This is a genomic window from Corynebacterium maris DSM 45190, assembly GCF_000442645.1.
Lineage (GTDB): Bacteria > Actinomycetota > Actinomycetes > Mycobacteriales > Mycobacteriaceae > Corynebacterium > Corynebacterium maris.
In genome coordinates, this window is the sequence record NC_021915.1 from 2,335,162 (window position 1) to 2,348,471 (window position 13,310).

At 66.8% G+C, this 13,310-nt stretch carries 12 protein-coding genes and 2 tRNA genes; 4 read left to right on the forward strand and 10 right to left on the reverse strand.

Translation table 11 applies throughout. The features are described from left to right. Positions 1-263: 263 nt before the first annotated feature. The gene (ykgO, locus tag B841_RS10880) at positions 264-386 is read right to left on the reverse strand and encodes a type B 50S ribosomal protein L36 (RefSeq protein ID WP_003857945.1); all 123 of its coding nucleotides are present in this window, start codon (positions 384-386) and stop codon (positions 264-266) included. A 90-nt stretch (positions 387-476) separates the two neighbouring features. Next, entirely contained in the window at positions 477-1,868 is a 1,392-nt protein-coding gene (locus B841_RS10885) for a sugar porter family MFS transporter (protein ID WP_052337763.1), read from the reverse strand. Between the two features lie 35 nt (positions 1,869-1,903). Here B841_RS10885 and nadE point away from each other — a divergent pair, with 35 nt between their 5' ends. Next, on the forward strand, positions 1,904-2,740 hold the full coding sequence (gene nadE, locus B841_RS10890) for an ammonia-dependent NAD(+) synthetase (RefSeq protein WP_020935553.1): 837 nt from the start codon (positions 1,904-1,906) through the stop codon (positions 2,738-2,740). Between the two features lie 10 nt (positions 2,741-2,750). On the opposite strand, the gene B841_RS10895 is transcribed toward nadE, so the two are convergent. The 6 genes from B841_RS10895 to pgm all read right to left on the reverse strand — a co-directional run bounded on the left by B841_RS10895 (position 2,751) and on the right by pgm (position 6,944). Then, entirely contained in the window at positions 2,751-3,506 is a 756-nt protein-coding gene (locus tag B841_RS10895; RefSeq protein WP_020935554.1) for a fructosamine kinase family protein, read from the reverse strand. 72 nt (positions 3,507-3,578) lie between these two features. Beyond that, a tRNA-Ala gene (locus B841_RS10900) sits at positions 3,579-3,651 on the reverse strand. 52 nt (positions 3,652-3,703) lie between these two features. Further along, positions 3,704-3,776 (reverse strand) — tRNA-Ala (locus tag B841_RS10905). A gap of 93 nt (positions 3,777-3,869) precedes the next feature. After that, positions 3,870-4,598 (reverse strand): DsbA family protein, encoded by a 729-nt coding sequence (locus B841_RS10910; protein ID WP_020935555.1) that lies wholly within the window; start codon positions 4,596-4,598, stop codon positions 3,870-3,872. Positions 4,599-4,653: 55 nt separating this feature from the next. Further along, the gene (locus B841_RS10915; RefSeq protein ID WP_041632338.1) at positions 4,654-5,106 is read right to left on the reverse strand and encodes a MauE/DoxX family redox-associated membrane protein; all 453 of its coding nucleotides are present in this window, start codon (positions 5,104-5,106) and stop codon (positions 4,654-4,656) included. Positions 5,107-5,285: 179 nt separating this feature from the next. Next, positions 5,286-6,944 carry a phosphoglucomutase (alpha-D-glucose-1,6-bisphosphate-dependent) gene (gene pgm / locus B841_RS10920; protein ID WP_020935557.1) on the reverse strand — a complete coding sequence of 553 codons (1,659 nt, stop codon included), beginning with the start codon at positions 6,942-6,944 and terminating at the stop codon, positions 5,286-5,288. A gap of 155 nt (positions 6,945-7,099) precedes the next feature. Between pgm and B841_RS10925 the strand changes: the two genes are divergently transcribed. Together B841_RS10925 and B841_RS10930 are read left to right on the forward strand one after the other, a co-directional pair. Beyond that, entirely contained in the window at positions 7,100-7,438 is a 339-nt protein-coding gene (locus tag B841_RS10925) for a fluoride efflux transporter family protein (RefSeq protein ID WP_041631880.1), read from the forward strand. After that, a complete protein-coding gene (locus B841_RS10930) occupies positions 7,435-7,806 on the forward strand; it encodes a FluC/FEX family fluoride channel (protein WP_020935559.1) in 372 nt (123 codons plus the stop codon). The genes B841_RS10925 and B841_RS10930 overlap by 4 nt, the downstream gene beginning before the upstream one ends. 69 nt (positions 7,807-7,875) lie before the next feature. On the opposite strand, the gene B841_RS10935 is transcribed toward B841_RS10930, so the two are convergent. Both B841_RS10935 and B841_RS10940 read right to left on the reverse strand, forming a co-directional pair. After that, positions 7,876-10,434 (reverse strand): ABC transporter permease, encoded by a 2,559-nt coding sequence (locus B841_RS10935; RefSeq protein WP_041631881.1) that lies wholly within the window; start codon positions 10,432-10,434, stop codon positions 7,876-7,878. A 17-nt stretch (positions 10,435-10,451) separates the two neighbouring features. Beyond that, complete coding sequence (locus B841_RS10940; protein ID WP_020935561.1) at positions 10,452-11,207, reverse strand: ABC transporter ATP-binding protein; 756 nt, start codon at positions 11,205-11,207, stop codon at positions 10,452-10,454. A 201-nt stretch (positions 11,208-11,408) separates the two neighbouring features. On the opposite strand from B841_RS10940, the gene ilvD reads away from it, so the two are divergent. Further along, a complete protein-coding gene (ilvD, locus tag B841_RS10945; protein ID WP_020935562.1) occupies positions 11,409-13,112 on the forward strand; it encodes a dihydroxy-acid dehydratase in 1,704 nt (567 codons plus the stop codon). The last annotated feature ends 198 nt before the right edge of the window (positions 13,113-13,310 follow it).

Consider the following 13,310-nt stretch of genomic DNA (forward strand, 5'->3'; position numbering starts at 1 on the left):
GAAACACTACATCTAGTAGTTGCAAACGTGGTATTCCCAGCACGACACCTTTTGCCGGCCCACATGTTGTCCCTCCGCGGGCACCCGGTTCACCGCGATGAAATTACAACCGTGTAACTCCCCCAGCTCGTCCCGAATTCCCGTGACCGAAACGTTGCCCCCACCCCGAAGTGGCACCCACCACCGACCAGGGGCGAAAATGAAAAAGTGGGCCGCCCACCACAACATGTGGTGGACGACCCACTTTCGCAGGAAGTCGGCGACTAGCCCTGACGGGCCTTGAAGCGCGGCTCCTTCTTGTTGATCACGTAAACCTTGCCGCGGCGACGCACAACCTGGGCGCCCGGCTTGTTTTTCAGCGACCGAAGCGAATTGCGGACCTTCATCGGGCGCTCCTTTCTCTCTGCGCTAATCTGCGGCGGATAAACTTGCTCGCACGGTGACGGGAAAACCCGACCATGACACGACGTATGACACTACCCCACAGACACGTCGCCACCAAACCGCCTGCGGAAAGACGCTCCGACTTCCTCGAGGCTGTGCCCCTTCGTTTCCGGGACGAGAGTGGCCACAAACCCCACGGCGGCGAGGCCCAGAACAGCGAAGATCAGGAACGTGCCGGTGGCCGACAGCGCCTCGACCATCGGCAGGAAGAACTGCGCCACGGCCCAGTTGGCCACCCACAGGGCCAGACCCGCCAGCCCCATGCCCAACCCGCGCACCTTCACCGGCACGATCTCGGAGATCAGCAGCCAGGTCGTGGGCGAGACCGCCGCCTGCTGGAAGGCGATGAACACCGCCATCACGGCCAAAGACACCAGCGCCAGGCCCTGGTTGCCCTCCGCCGCGCGGTAGGTCACCGACAACACAACCAGGGAGATGACGTTGCCGGACAACCCGATCAGCAGCAGCCGCTTTCGCCCGACCCGGTCGATGATCTGCAGCCCCACCCAGCAGGCGAGCACGCTGACCACGCCGACGACGATGGAGGTGTAGATGGAGTTCTCCACGCTCATCCCGACCTCGTTCATCAGGGTCGGGGCAAAGTAGATGATGGCGTTGACGCCGGTGATCTGCTGGATCACCCCGATGACGGCGGCGATGATCACCGTCAGCCGAATCCACCGGTGCGCCCGGAAGGCCGCCCATTCTCCCCCGCCGCCCCGACTGCCGCGGCCGTCCTCCGCCGCGGAGAGCTCATCCAGCCCCATGCCGGCGCGGGCGGCGGTGGCCCGGGCCTCCTCCATGCACCCCTGCCGCGCGAGCCAGACCGGGGTGTCCGGCAGGAAGATCATGCCGACGGTGAGTATCACGCCCGGGATCGCCGCCATCCCCAGCATGGCCTCCCAGCTGCCCGTGCCGGCGAGCACGGAGTTGACCAAATAGGCGGTCAACTGGCCCACGACGATCATGAAGGTGTTCAGCGAGACCATCTTGCCGCGCACGCCCGCCGGGGACTTCTCCGAGATGTACATCGGCACCACGATGCTGACCGCACCGACCGCCACGCCAAGGAAGGTGCGGGCCGCCCCGAGGGAGGCGATCGAGCCGGCGAATGCGCACCACAGGGACCCGGTGATGAAGATCAGGCCGCCGATGATCAGGGTGAGACGGCGCCCCAGCCAGTCGGCGATGCGGCCGCCGAGCAGCGCGCCCACCGCGGCCCCGACGAGCAGCATGGAGGTGACCCACCCTTCCTGGGCCGCGGTCATGTCGAACTCGGGGCTGATGAACAGCAGCGCCCCCGACATGACGCCAGTGTCATAACCGAACAGCAGACCGCCGAACGCGGCCACGGCCGCCACCGTGCGCACGTAGCGACGCGTGGCGGGCGTCGAAGAAGGCGAATGCCCAATGGTGTTACTCATAAACATCGATCATGCCTCACGCTACGATGGCGGACATGAACCCCGATGACAAAAAACTGCAAGAAGACATCATAAACACGCTGCATGTGAGGCCCTTTATCGATTCAGCTGAGGAGGTCGAGGCCCGCGTGCAATTCCTGGTCGATTACCTCGCCACGACGAACGCCGCCGGCTTCGTCCTCGGCATTTCCGGCGGGCAGGACTCCACGATCGGCGGCAAACTCGCACAATTGGCCGTGGAAAAACGACGTGCCCACGGCCACGAGGCCGAGTTCTACGGCGTCCGCCTCCCCCACGGCGTCCAATCGGACCAGGCCGACGCCGACGTCGCCATGACCTTCATCGCCCCCGACCACGACGTCACGGTCAACATCGCGGACTCCACCGCAGCCATCGCCGACGACACCGCCGCCGCCCTGGGGCAGGACAAGCTGGGCGACTTCAACAAGGGCAACGTCAAGGCCCGCCTACGCATGATCGCGCAATACGCCATCGCCGGCGAGAAAAACCTGCTCGTGATCGGCACCGACCACGCTGCGGAGAACCTCACCGCGTTCTTCACCAAGCACGGCGACGGCGCCGCCGACCTGATGCCGCTGGCCGGCCTGACCAAACGCCAGGGCGCCCAGCTGCTGGAGCACCTCGGCGCGCCGCGCTCCACCTGGGAGAAAGTGCCCACCGCCGACCTCGAGGACGACCGCCCGGCGTTGCCGGATGAAGTCGCCCTCGGCGTGAGCTACGCCCACCTCGACGACTATCTGGAAGGCAAAGAGGTGCCGCAGGAAGCGGCAGAACGCATCGGGCAGCTGTGGCGTACGGGCCAACACAAACGCCATGTGGCCCCAGGCCCCGCGGACACCTGGTGGCGCTGAGGGCCTGCGCCTACAGCATCGTCAGCGTCCGCCGGGCGGCGTCGATGAGCGCCTGCCCGTAGGATGGCCCGTGGCTGGCCGCGTGGACCGCCAGCGGATGCAGTTGATGCATCGCGGTCAGGTCGAGCCAACCCGTAGGCAGCGGGTGCTCCGACTCGTAGCCCGCCCGGACCTCCTCCAGGTGCGGGGCCCCGAACAGCGCCAGCATCGCCAGATCAGTTTCCCGGTGTCCGCCGTGGGCGGCGGGATCGATGAACGTTGGGCCGTCCGCGCCGAACAACAGGTTGCCCGCCCAGAGGTCTCCGTGCAGACGCGCCACGGAATCGGTGATCCCGGCGGCGGTCACGGCGTCCAGCGCCCGCTCCACCACCGTCAAGCCGGCTTCGTCCAGGTGCCCGACCCGCACCGCCTTCTGCGCGAAGGGCCGCACCCGCTGCTCCGCGTAGAACTGTCCCCAGTCATCGGTCGGGATGCAGTCCTGCCGTTGGCGGCCGATGTAATTCGGGCCGTCCCACCCCGGCGGCGGACTGCCGAAGGCCTCCGCCCCGGCGTCGTGGATACGCGCCAATTCGACGCCCGCCCGCCGCGCAGCGGCCGGCGTGGGGCGCACCGGCGTGATGCGGGTGATGGTCAGCGAACGCTCGTCAGCGTCATGCACATCGACGACCGCCGTTGAGGCCTCGCGTAACCAGCGCAGGCCGGCGGCCTCGGCTTCCGCGGCGCGGGGTTCGTCGGGGCGTTTGGTGAAAAAGTCTGCCTCGCTCATGCCCGCCCACCTTAGCGACGAAAAAGCCGGCCCGGCGCGCATCAGGGCGATGCGTGCCGGGCCGACTGAACGTGGAGCCTACGGGATTCGAACCCGTGACCCCCACACTGCCAGTGTGGTGCGCTACCAGCTGCGCCAAGGCCCCGTCTGAGATATTTATTTGAAGCGTCCGGCCGCCCGTGGGCGACGTTCTGCGGTGGAGCCTACGGGATTCGAACCCGTGACCCCCACACTGCCAGTGTGGTGCGCTACCAGCTGCGCCAAGGCCCCGCTCATGTTGAACTTTTCAACTCATATGAATATACACACCGGCCCGCGACCGAACCAAATCGGCTGGTCGCGGGGTGGCGCGCTGTCAGGAGTCTAGGCGCCCAGCACTTCGTTCATCCACTGGGTCGGATCCTGCTCGGCGATGGCTTGGCCGTCTTGGACGATGCGCGGGGAGGAGACGGAGCCGGTCTGCTCCTCGAGGCGAGAGGCGTTGCCCTCCGCGAGCTCGACGGCTTCATCCAAGTGCTCTTCGGCACGGATGGCGTCGACCGCCTCGTCGGAAGCGCCCAGGCCGGCGGCGGCGTCGGCGAAGTCATCGGCGCCCCACTGGTTGTAGATCTCGGTCTGCTCTTCCATCATGACCTCGCGCAAGTTCCAGTACGCCTCGACCTCACCGCGGGAAATCAGTGCCAGGGACGCGGCCAGGGACTCGGTGGAGTGGCCGACGCTGCCCTGATCCAGGAAATTCAGCGGGCGGAGGTGGACCACCACGTTGCCCTCCTCGATTTCCTCGAGCATGCGCTCATCGGTTTGCTCCGCCAGGTCGGCGCAGTAGGAACAGGAGTAGTCTTCGTAGATCTCGACTTCTTCCGCCCCCGCGGGCGCCCCTGAGGCAGCCAGCGTGATGGCGCCGTCGGAGTACTCCGCTTCCGCGGCCACCTCGGTGCGGTCGCGTTCCGCGTAGCGGTCGACGGTCGCGCTCTGGCCGCGGAAGACGATGAAGCCGACCACGACGGCGGCGATGATCAAAACGGCGACGATGGCCCAGAGGAAACCCGAGCTGCCCTTCGCGTTCGGGTCGGTGACTTTCGTGCTGCTCACTGGTTCTGCTTTCCCACGTTGATGGTTGTTGGTCGACCGTGTCGGCGGTGCACCGCTACGGGTAGATGGCCCACTTCTTGAACGGACGATAGATACTCCATGCGCTCAGCGCAATAAAGACGACGTCGCGGGCGATGGTTGTAGCGTACTCGCCGCGCGGGTCCGCAGAGAGTTGCTCGACGCCGAAGCAGCCGCAGTCGATGATCAGACCCCGCGACCACGCCTGGGCGATGCCGACGATGAACAGGCTCAGCACCACGATGGCCACGACGTTGGCGTGGCGGAGGAAGACGCCGAGCAGCAATAGGACGCCGCCGGCGATCTCCAGCGGGCCGATCATTCTGGCCAGGAGGTCCGACCACTCGGGCGTGAAGATCTCGTAGGCCATGATCGTCTGGGTGGTCTCCATGTGGCTGTCCAGCTTGGCCACGCCCGCGGAGATCCAGATGTAGGCCATGTAGAACCGTGCGATGAAACTGACGACGTCGAGCGCCCGGCCGCGCGTCAGCCACCGGGAGGCGCCAGTGGCGTTCCCGGTGGCTACGCTGCCGCGCGCCCCGGCGGGCTCAGAGTCATGCGGTGCTTCGATTGTGGACACGGCCCGTACTTTAGTTCAATCTTCAACCGGACGATAGTCCTAGACGCGCAGTGTTCGCTGCGAGTTCCCTGACAGAAGCGTCCGCCGCGCTATCCGCCGAGGACCTCGGAGACCACCGCCTGGGCCTCCTCCTGCACTTTCGCCAGGTGCTCTTCGCCCTGGAAGGATTCGGCGTAGATCTTGTACTTGTCTTCCGTGCCGGAGGGACGGGCGGCGAACCAGGCACTGTCGGTGGTGACCTTGAGCCCGCCGATCGCGGCGCCGTTGCCCGGGGCCTCGGTCAACTTCGCGGTGATCGGCTCACCGGCGAGCTCGGTGGCGGCGACCTGATCCGGGGAGAGCTTCTTCAACACGGCCTTCTGCTCACGGTCGGCGGGTGCGTCGGTGCGCGCGTAGGCCGGGGCGCCGAACTTCTCGGCCAGTTCCGCGTAGCGCTGCGACGGGGTCTTACCGGTCACGGCGGTGATTTCCGCGGCCAGCAGGTTGAGGATCAGCCCGTCCTTGTCGGTGGACCAGACGGTGCCGTCGTGACGCAGGAAAGAAGCGCCGGCGGACTCTTCGCCGCCGAAGCCGATCGAGCCGTCAATGAGCCCCGGGACGAACCACTTGAAGCCGACGGGCACCTCGACGAGGGTGCGACCGAGGGACTCGACGACGCGGTCGATCATCGACGAGGACACCAGGGTCTTGCCCACGGCGGTGCCCGCAGCCCAGTTCGGCCGGTGCGAGAAGAGGTACTCGATGGCCACGGCCAGGTAATGGTTCGGGTTCATCAGCCCGGCGTCGGGGGTGACGATGCCGTGGCGGTCGGCGTCGGCGTCGTTGCCGGTGGAGACGTCGAACTTCTCGCGGTTGCCGATCAGCGAGGCCATCGCGTCCGGGGAGGAGCAGTCCATGCGGATCTTGCCGTCGGTGTCCAGCGTCATGAAGCGGAAGGTCGAGTCGACCAGCGGGTTGACCACCGTCAGGTCCAGGCCGTGGGTCTCGGCGATCGCGCCCCAGTAGTCGACGGCGGCCCCGCCCATGGGGTCGGCGCCGATGCGGACGCCGGCCTTTTTGATGGCGGCCAGGTCCACCACGCTCGGCAGGTCGGCGACGTAAGTGTCCAGGAAGTTGTACTTGCCGGCGCGCTTGTCCAGGACGCCGCTGACCGAGGTCCGGTTCACGCCCTCCAGCCCGGCGCGCAGGTACTCGTTGGCGCGCTGCGCGACCCAGTCGGTGGTGTCGGTGTCCGCGGGGCCGCCCGACGGCGGGTTGTACTTGAAGCCACCGTCGCGGGGCGGGTTGTGCGACGGGGTGATGACGATGCCGTCGGCACGCTTCGGGGCGGTGCCGGTCACGCCGCCGTCGAGCTGGGCGTTGTGGCTGAGGATGGCGTGGGAGACCGCCGGCGTCGGGGTGTAGCGGCCGCGGTCGTCGACGAGGACGTCGACTTCGTTGGCGATGAGCACCTCGAGTGCGGAGAGCATCGCCGGTTCGGACAGCGCGTGGGTGTCGCGGCCGACGTAGACCGGCCCGCCGATGGCGTTGTCGCGGCGGTAGTCCACGATCGCCTGCGTGGTGGCCAGGATATGTTGCTCGTTGAAGGCGTTGTCCAGGGAGGAACCGCGGTGGCCGGAGGTGCCGAAGGCGACCTGCTGGGCGACGTCGCCGGCGTCGATGTCGCGCGTGTAGTACGCCGACACCACCTCGGCGATGTCAATCAGATCTTCGGGACGGGCGAGTTGGCCTGCGCGTTCATGAGCCATAGCGGCACTCCTTCATGGGTTCTTCCGGACAAAGGCCCGGAAAGTGAGTCACGTCGTCCCCCCATTGTTTCTCTAAAAGAGATTTCCTGCACGGTATGTGGGCGTCCATCAGGCCCGGACGGGGTTACCCGCTCCCCTGCCCTGGGGCGCGGTCTATGCTGCACAGTGTGTTTCGGGAAGCAATCGCGGTCGGCCTGGGCGCCGCGTCAGGGGCCGTGGCCCGCCATCTTTTCCTCCTGGCTGGGCTGGACGGCCATGTCGGGATCCTGGTGATCAACGTGCTCGGATGCCTCGCCCTGGGGTATTTCCGGCCGGGCGCGTTCTGGGGGGCCGGGGTGCTCGGCGGCTTCACCACGTTCGCGACTTTCTCGTTGCTGACGGCGTCGGGCACCTGGCAGGCGGCGATCGCCTACGTTCTATCGACCGCGGTGGGCTGTGTCGGGGCGGTGCTGCTCGGTCACCGGCTCAGTGACCGGGCCGGGAGGGACACATGAGCGCGGTGATTTCGGTGGCGGCCGTGTTCGTCGGCGGTTTCTTCGGCGGACTGGGCCGCTGGGCCTTCTCCCGTTGGCCGGGCGGGCGGCCCGGCACGTTCGCGGCCAATGTGGTGGCCTGTCTCATCCTGGGCTTCGCGGCCGGGTCCGGCGATGTGTGGTCGTGGGCGCCGCTGCTCGTCGGGGTGGGCTTCGCCGCGGCCCTGTCCACGTGGTCGACGTTCGCGAAAGAATTGGCGGACCTGGTGCTTGCCCGCCGGTGGGGTGTCTTCGCCCGCTACCTGGCGGTCACCGTCGCCGTCGGCATCGTGGCGGCGCACCGTGGCGGGGTGTGGGCCGGGCGGGTCTGGGAGAACTGGTCCTTCTGAGGCGGAAAGCAGGCGGGGCGCCCCTCCGAATGGGAAGGGGCGCCCCGCAGTCGTGATGGCGGTGCTTCGCTAGTCGGAGATCGCGTCCAGCGGCGGGGTCTTGGCCGCCCGCTGCGCCGGGAAGATCGCGGCGAGCACGCCGACGACCAAGGAGCCGACGAGCACCCCGCCGACCATCGCCCACGGGACGGCGATGTTCTCGATGCCGGTGTTCGACAGCGCCTCCAAAAACGCCCAGCCCAGGAACAGGCCGAGCAGCACGCCCGCGACCGCGCCGAAGACGGCGATCTGGACGGATTCCAGGATGATCATGGTGCGCACCTGTCGACGCTGCGCGCCCACGGCCCGCAGCATGCCGAGCTCTTGACGACGCTCGATCACGCTCAGGGTCAGGGTGTTCACGATGCCCAGAATCGCGATGATGATCGCCAGCGCCAGCAGCGAGTACAGGATGTTGAGCATCTGGTTCACGGACTGCCCGGCCATGCCGGTCACGTCCTCCTGGCTCATTACCTGCACCACCAACAGATCCGCCACGGAGTCCTCGAGGTTGGCGCGCAACTGATCCATGTCGATGCCTTCCTCACCGTTGACGCCGACGGCCAGGATCTGGGTGATGTCATTCGGCAGCTCCAGGCGTTCGACGGCGCCCTGAGAGATCACGCTGCTGTTGAGGATGTCGTTGTCCTCGTAGATGCCGACGACCTCCACGTCGGTGGCGGCCGGGGAGATGCCCGGGGCCGTGAGTTCCAGGACGTCGCCGACCGACCAGCCTTGTTCGGCCGCGAAGGACTCGGTGGCGATCATCCCGTCTTCGCTGATGTCGGTGGTTCCTTCGATGGCCTCGGTGGCCACCATGTCCGCCGGATCGCCCTGGATGACGTTGCTGACGCCTCCGCCCGGGCCGAAACTGCTCGAGTAGATGCCGTCGGAGGCGACCGGGATGGAGCTGTAGGTGATGGTCTCTGCCACCCCGTCGGTCTCGGCCGCCCGCTGCGGGACCTCGCGCGGCGTCGGGAACGACCCGGTCGTCGGGCCGGTGAGGACGTAATCTGCGCTGATGTTCGACTCCAGCAGATCGGAGACGGAGTTCTTCATCGTCTGGCCGAGCATGCCGATCACCGTGACCAGGGCGATGCCCAGTGCCAGCGCGAAGGCCGTGGTGGAGGTGCGGCGCGGGTTGCGGCGGGAGTTGGTCGAGGCCAGCTTTCCGATGGCGCCGAACGGCGCGCCGATGAGGCGGCCGAAGGTCGGGACGATCGGCAGGGACAGGGCCGGGCCGGCCAAGAAGAAGCCGACGATGAGGCTGAGTGCGCCACCGCCAACCAGCCACGCCCGGTTGGCGGTGGTGCCGTCCTCCCACAGCGCACCGCCGAGGCCGAGCAGGATGCCGACGGCGAGCAGAATAACGCCGGCCACGGTGCGGACGATGAGCGGCTGGCTCGTCGACGCCTCCGTGGAGCGCATCGCCTCGACCGGCTCCACCTGCCCCGCCTTCCGGGCGGGGGCCCATGCGGAGATGATGGTGACCACCGTGCCCAGGACGATGGGCACGATGACCGCGGACGTCGACAAGCCCAGACCCGAGCCCGGCAACGCGGCGTCCTGGGACGCCATGAACGCCTTGATCAGGGCCACCAGGCCCATTCCGGCCAGCACACCGAGGGCGGAACCGATCAGGCCGACGATGAACGCCTCGAGGATCACCGAGCGGGTGATCTGGCCGCGGGACGCGCCGAGAGCGCGCAGCAGCGCGAATTCCTTGGTGCGCTGCGCGACGATCATCGAGAAGGTGTTGGCGATCAGGAACGTTCCCACCAGCAACGCCACCAGCCCGAAGGCGATGAGGAAGTAGTTGACGAAGTCCAGCGCCGTGGAAATCAGCTCGGAGACCTCCTCGGCGAGTTGTTCTCCCGTCTCGACGCCCAGTTCCGGGTAGGTGGCCGTCAGATAATCGACCAGCTCCTGCGGGTCAGTGCCGTCGGTCCCGGCCACGAGCAGCTCCCCAGCGTGTGTGCCGTCGGTGTAGCGGTCGAGGTAGACGTTTTCCGGCACTGAAATCATCAGCGACGCACCCTGGTCGAGCTCCTGCTCGTACATGCCGGTGACGGTGACCTCGTAGCGGGTCTCCGGATCGACGACGAGCAACTCGTCGCCGACGGAGACCCCGAAGTTCTCGGCGCCGGCGGCGTTGACGGCGACTTCCTCCGCGGTCTCGGGCGCCGAGCCATCCACCATTTCGATCGGGTTGCCGACGACGTCTTCCGGGGCGTACCAGATGGTCAGCGAGGAGGTGCCTCCGCCGGTCTGGATCGGCTCCGGGTCCTCCGCACCGCCCGTGGCCACGACCACCGTGGTCGAGGCGGTCACATTCGTGCGGGCGACCATGTCCTCACCGTCGATCGACTCGCGCTGCTCGACGGTCACCCCCGGGGCCCCCTCTTCGCCGCTGACGACGGCGTCGACGTCCGAATAGGCGCTGTTGACCGCGGAGTCGAAGGTGTTCGACAGCGCATTGGTGAACATGAACGCGCCCGAGATGAACGCCGTGCCCAGCACGACGGCCAGGACGGTCAGCGCCAGCCGGAGCTTATGGGAGGCGATGTTGCGCAAAGACACCTTGCGCATGGTTGAGTTGCGTGCCACTAGTTATCCATCCCCGTCAGCGTCGCAAGGATGGTTTCCATCGTCGGTTCCCGCAGCTCGTCGACGACCTGGCCGTCGGCGAGGAAAATGACGCGGTCGGCGTAGGACGCCGCCCGCGCGTCGTGTGTGACGATGACGACGGTCTGGTTGTCCTGGTCGACGGCGGTGCGCAAAATGTTGAGGACCTCGGTGCCGGACTTCGAGTCTAGGTTACCGGTGGGCTCGTCACCGAAGATGATCTCCGGTCGGGAGACCAGCGCCCGGGCGCACGCCACGCGCTGCTGCTGGCCGCCTGAAAGCTCCGCCGGACGGTGGCTGAGTCGCTCAGCCAGCCCCAGCCGGCTGGTGACCTCGTCGAACCAGTCCGTATCGAGCTTCTGGCCGGCGATGTCGCTGGGCAAAGTGATGTTCTCTGCGGCGGTCAGCGTCGGCACCAGGTTGAAGGACTGGAAGATGAACCCCAACCGGTCTCGGCGCAGAGCGGTGATCTCCTTGTCCTTCAGCCCCGAGAGGTTCGTGTCGCCGATGTAGGCGTCACCGGAAGTGGCGGCGTCCAGACCCGCCATGGTGTGCATGAGGGTGGATTTGCCGGAGCCCGACGGGCCCATGATGGCGGTGAACTCGTTACGTCCGAACTCGACGTTGACGTGGTCCAGGGCAATCACGGCGGTGTCTCCGGAGCCGTAGGCCTTGTGCAGGTCGACGGCACGGGCCGCGGCTTCCCGGGTCGGCGCGGTGCTGGCAGGGTGCGACATAGCTGGGGTGGGTTTCCTTAACATCTTCGATGAGGTTCTGCGGATAAACGCTGCAAAAACAGTTCCGCCGTACTGTACCAACGGTAACCGGCCTACCTGTCAGAAACATCAGGGTACCCCCTGATTTTCCGTTGCTTTCCGGCGTCGAGGGAATGTGCGGCGGCCCGCACATTTTGTGCGCCGTGTTTCTATAGTGGGCGTATGAGTGAAAACGACCACGTTGACATCAAACCGCGTTCCCGCTCAGTCACGGACGGATTGGAGGCCACTGCCTCGCGGGGCATGCTCCGTGCCGTGGGCATGGGCGACGACGACTGGGACAAACCGCAGATCGGCGTCGCCTCCTCCTGGAACGAAATCACCCCCTGCAACCTCACCTTGAAGAAACTGGCGGGATTCGCCAAAGACGGCGTCCACATCGCCGGCGGCTACCCGCTCGAATTCGGCACGATCTCCGTCTCCGACGGCATCTCCATGGGTCATGAGGGCATGCACTACTCCTTGGTCTCCCGCGAGGTCATCGCGGACTCCGTGGAGACGGTCATGTCCGCTGAGCGTCTCGACGGCTCCGTGGTGTTGGCCGGCTGCGACAAGTCCATTCCGGGCATGATCATGGCGGCCGTCCGCCTCGATTTGTCGTCGGTGTTCCTCTACAACGGTTCGACGATGCCGGGCACCGCCACCTTCGAGGACGGCACGGAGAAGGAAGTCACGCTCATCGACGCCTTCGAGGGCGTCGGCGCCTGCCGCGCCGGCAAGATGAGCGGGAAAGACCTCGACGCCGTCGAGCGCGCCGTCTGCCCCGGCGAGGGCGCCTGTGGCGGCATGTACACAGCCAACACGATGGCCTCCGCCGCAGAGGCCATGGGGCTGTCCCTCCCGGGCTCCGCCGCCCCGCCAGCGATCCACCGCAACCGCACCGAGTACGCCCGCGCTTCCGGCGAGGCCGTGGTCAATCTCCTGGAGAAGGGCATCACCGCCCGTGACGTCGTCACCCGCGCCTCGCTACTCAACGCCGTCGCCGTGGTCATGGCCCTCGGCGGCTCCACCAACGCCGTGTTGCACCTGCTGGCCATCGCCAAGGAGGCCGAGGTGGAGCTGACCCTCGACGACTTCAACGCAGTCAGCGACAAGGTTCCGCACCTGGCCAACGTCAAGCCCTTCGGCGACTACGTCATGAACGACGTGTTCAAGATCGGCGGCATCCCCGTCGTCATGAAGGCGCTTCTCGACGCCGGGCTCATCGACGGCGAGTGCCTCACCGTCACGGGCAAGACCGTGGCCGAAAACCTCGAGGGCATCAACCCGCCGGATCCGGACGGCAAGATTCTGCGCGCCCTCGACAACCCGATCCACGAGAATGGCGGCCTGTCGGTCCTGCGCGGCTCCCTCGCCCCGGAGGGAGCGATCGTCAAGACCGCCGGCTTCGACGCCGAAGAATTCACGGGCACCGCCCGTGTCTTCGATCGGGAGCAGCCGGCCATGGACGCAGTCCTGGGCGGGGAGCTGAAGGCCGGCGACGTCGTGATCATCCGCTACGAAGGACCCAAGGGCGGACCCGGCATGCGCGAGATGTTGGCCATCACCGGCGCGATCAAGGGCGCCGGCATCGGCAAGGATGTCCTGCTGATCACCGACGGTCGTTTCTCCGGCGGCTCCACCGGCCTGTGCATTGGCCACGTCGCCCCCGAGGCCGTTGACGGCGGCCCCATCGCCTTCGTCCAGGACGGCGACGAGATCACCGTCAACATCCCGAACCGCTCAATCGATTTGCACGTCGACGAGCACGAACTGGCGCAGCGCCGCCACGACTGGGAGGCGCCGGAGAACCCGCGCCTACGTGGCGTGCTGGGCAAGTACGCCAAGCTGGTGCATTCTTCCGCTGAAGGCGCTGTCTTGTACTAGCCGGCGGTTTCCTCGCCCGTTCCGACGGCGGCACCTCACTGAATGAACCTCCTTGCCCTTTAGGGCAGGGAGGTTTTTATGTCGCGGGGCGGGGATAGCTCCTGGGATTAGGCCGTGTCCACGGCATGCTGTGTCTCCTTCAGACGGGCATCAAGACTCCTAACGTGGGACACCGCCTCCTGCTACCCCAACACCTAC

Bases quoted from the DNA above. Each gene is read 5' to 3' on its own strand.
- ykgO (WP_003857945.1), bottom strand. From the start codon at position 386: ATGAAGGTCCGCAATTCGCTTCGGTCGCTGAAAAACAAGCCGGGCGCC.
- B841_RS10895 (WP_020935554.1), bottom strand. From the start codon at position 3,506: ATGAGCGAGGCAGACTTTTTCACCAAACGCCCCGACGAACCCCGCGCC.
- ilvD (WP_020935562.1), top strand. From the start codon at position 11,409: ATGAGTGAAAACGACCACGTTGACATCAAACCGCGTTCCCGCTCAGTC.
- B841_RS10925 (WP_041631880.1), top strand. From the start codon at position 7,100: ATGCTGCACAGTGTGTTTCGGGAAGCAATCGCGGTCGGCCTGGGCGCC.
- nadE (WP_020935553.1), top strand. From the start codon at position 1,904: ATGAACCCCGATGACAAAAAACTGCAAGAAGACATCATAAACACGCTG.
- B841_RS10930 (WP_020935559.1), top strand. From the start codon at position 7,435: ATGAGCGCGGTGATTTCGGTGGCGGCCGTGTTCGTCGGCGGTTTCTTC.
- B841_RS10935 (WP_041631881.1), bottom strand. From the start codon at position 10,434: ATGCGCAAGGTGTCTTTGCGCAACATCGCCTCCCATAAGCTCCGGCTG.
- B841_RS10940 (WP_020935561.1), bottom strand. From the start codon at position 11,207: ATGTCGCACCCTGCCAGCACCGCGCCGACCCGGGAAGCCGCGGCCCGT.
- B841_RS10885 (WP_052337763.1), bottom strand. From the start codon at position 1,868: ATGAGTAACACCATTGGGCATTCGCCTTCTTCGACGCCCGCCACGCGT.
- pgm (WP_020935557.1), bottom strand. From the start codon at position 6,944: ATGGCTCATGAACGCGCAGGCCAACTCGCCCGTCCCGAAGATCTGATT.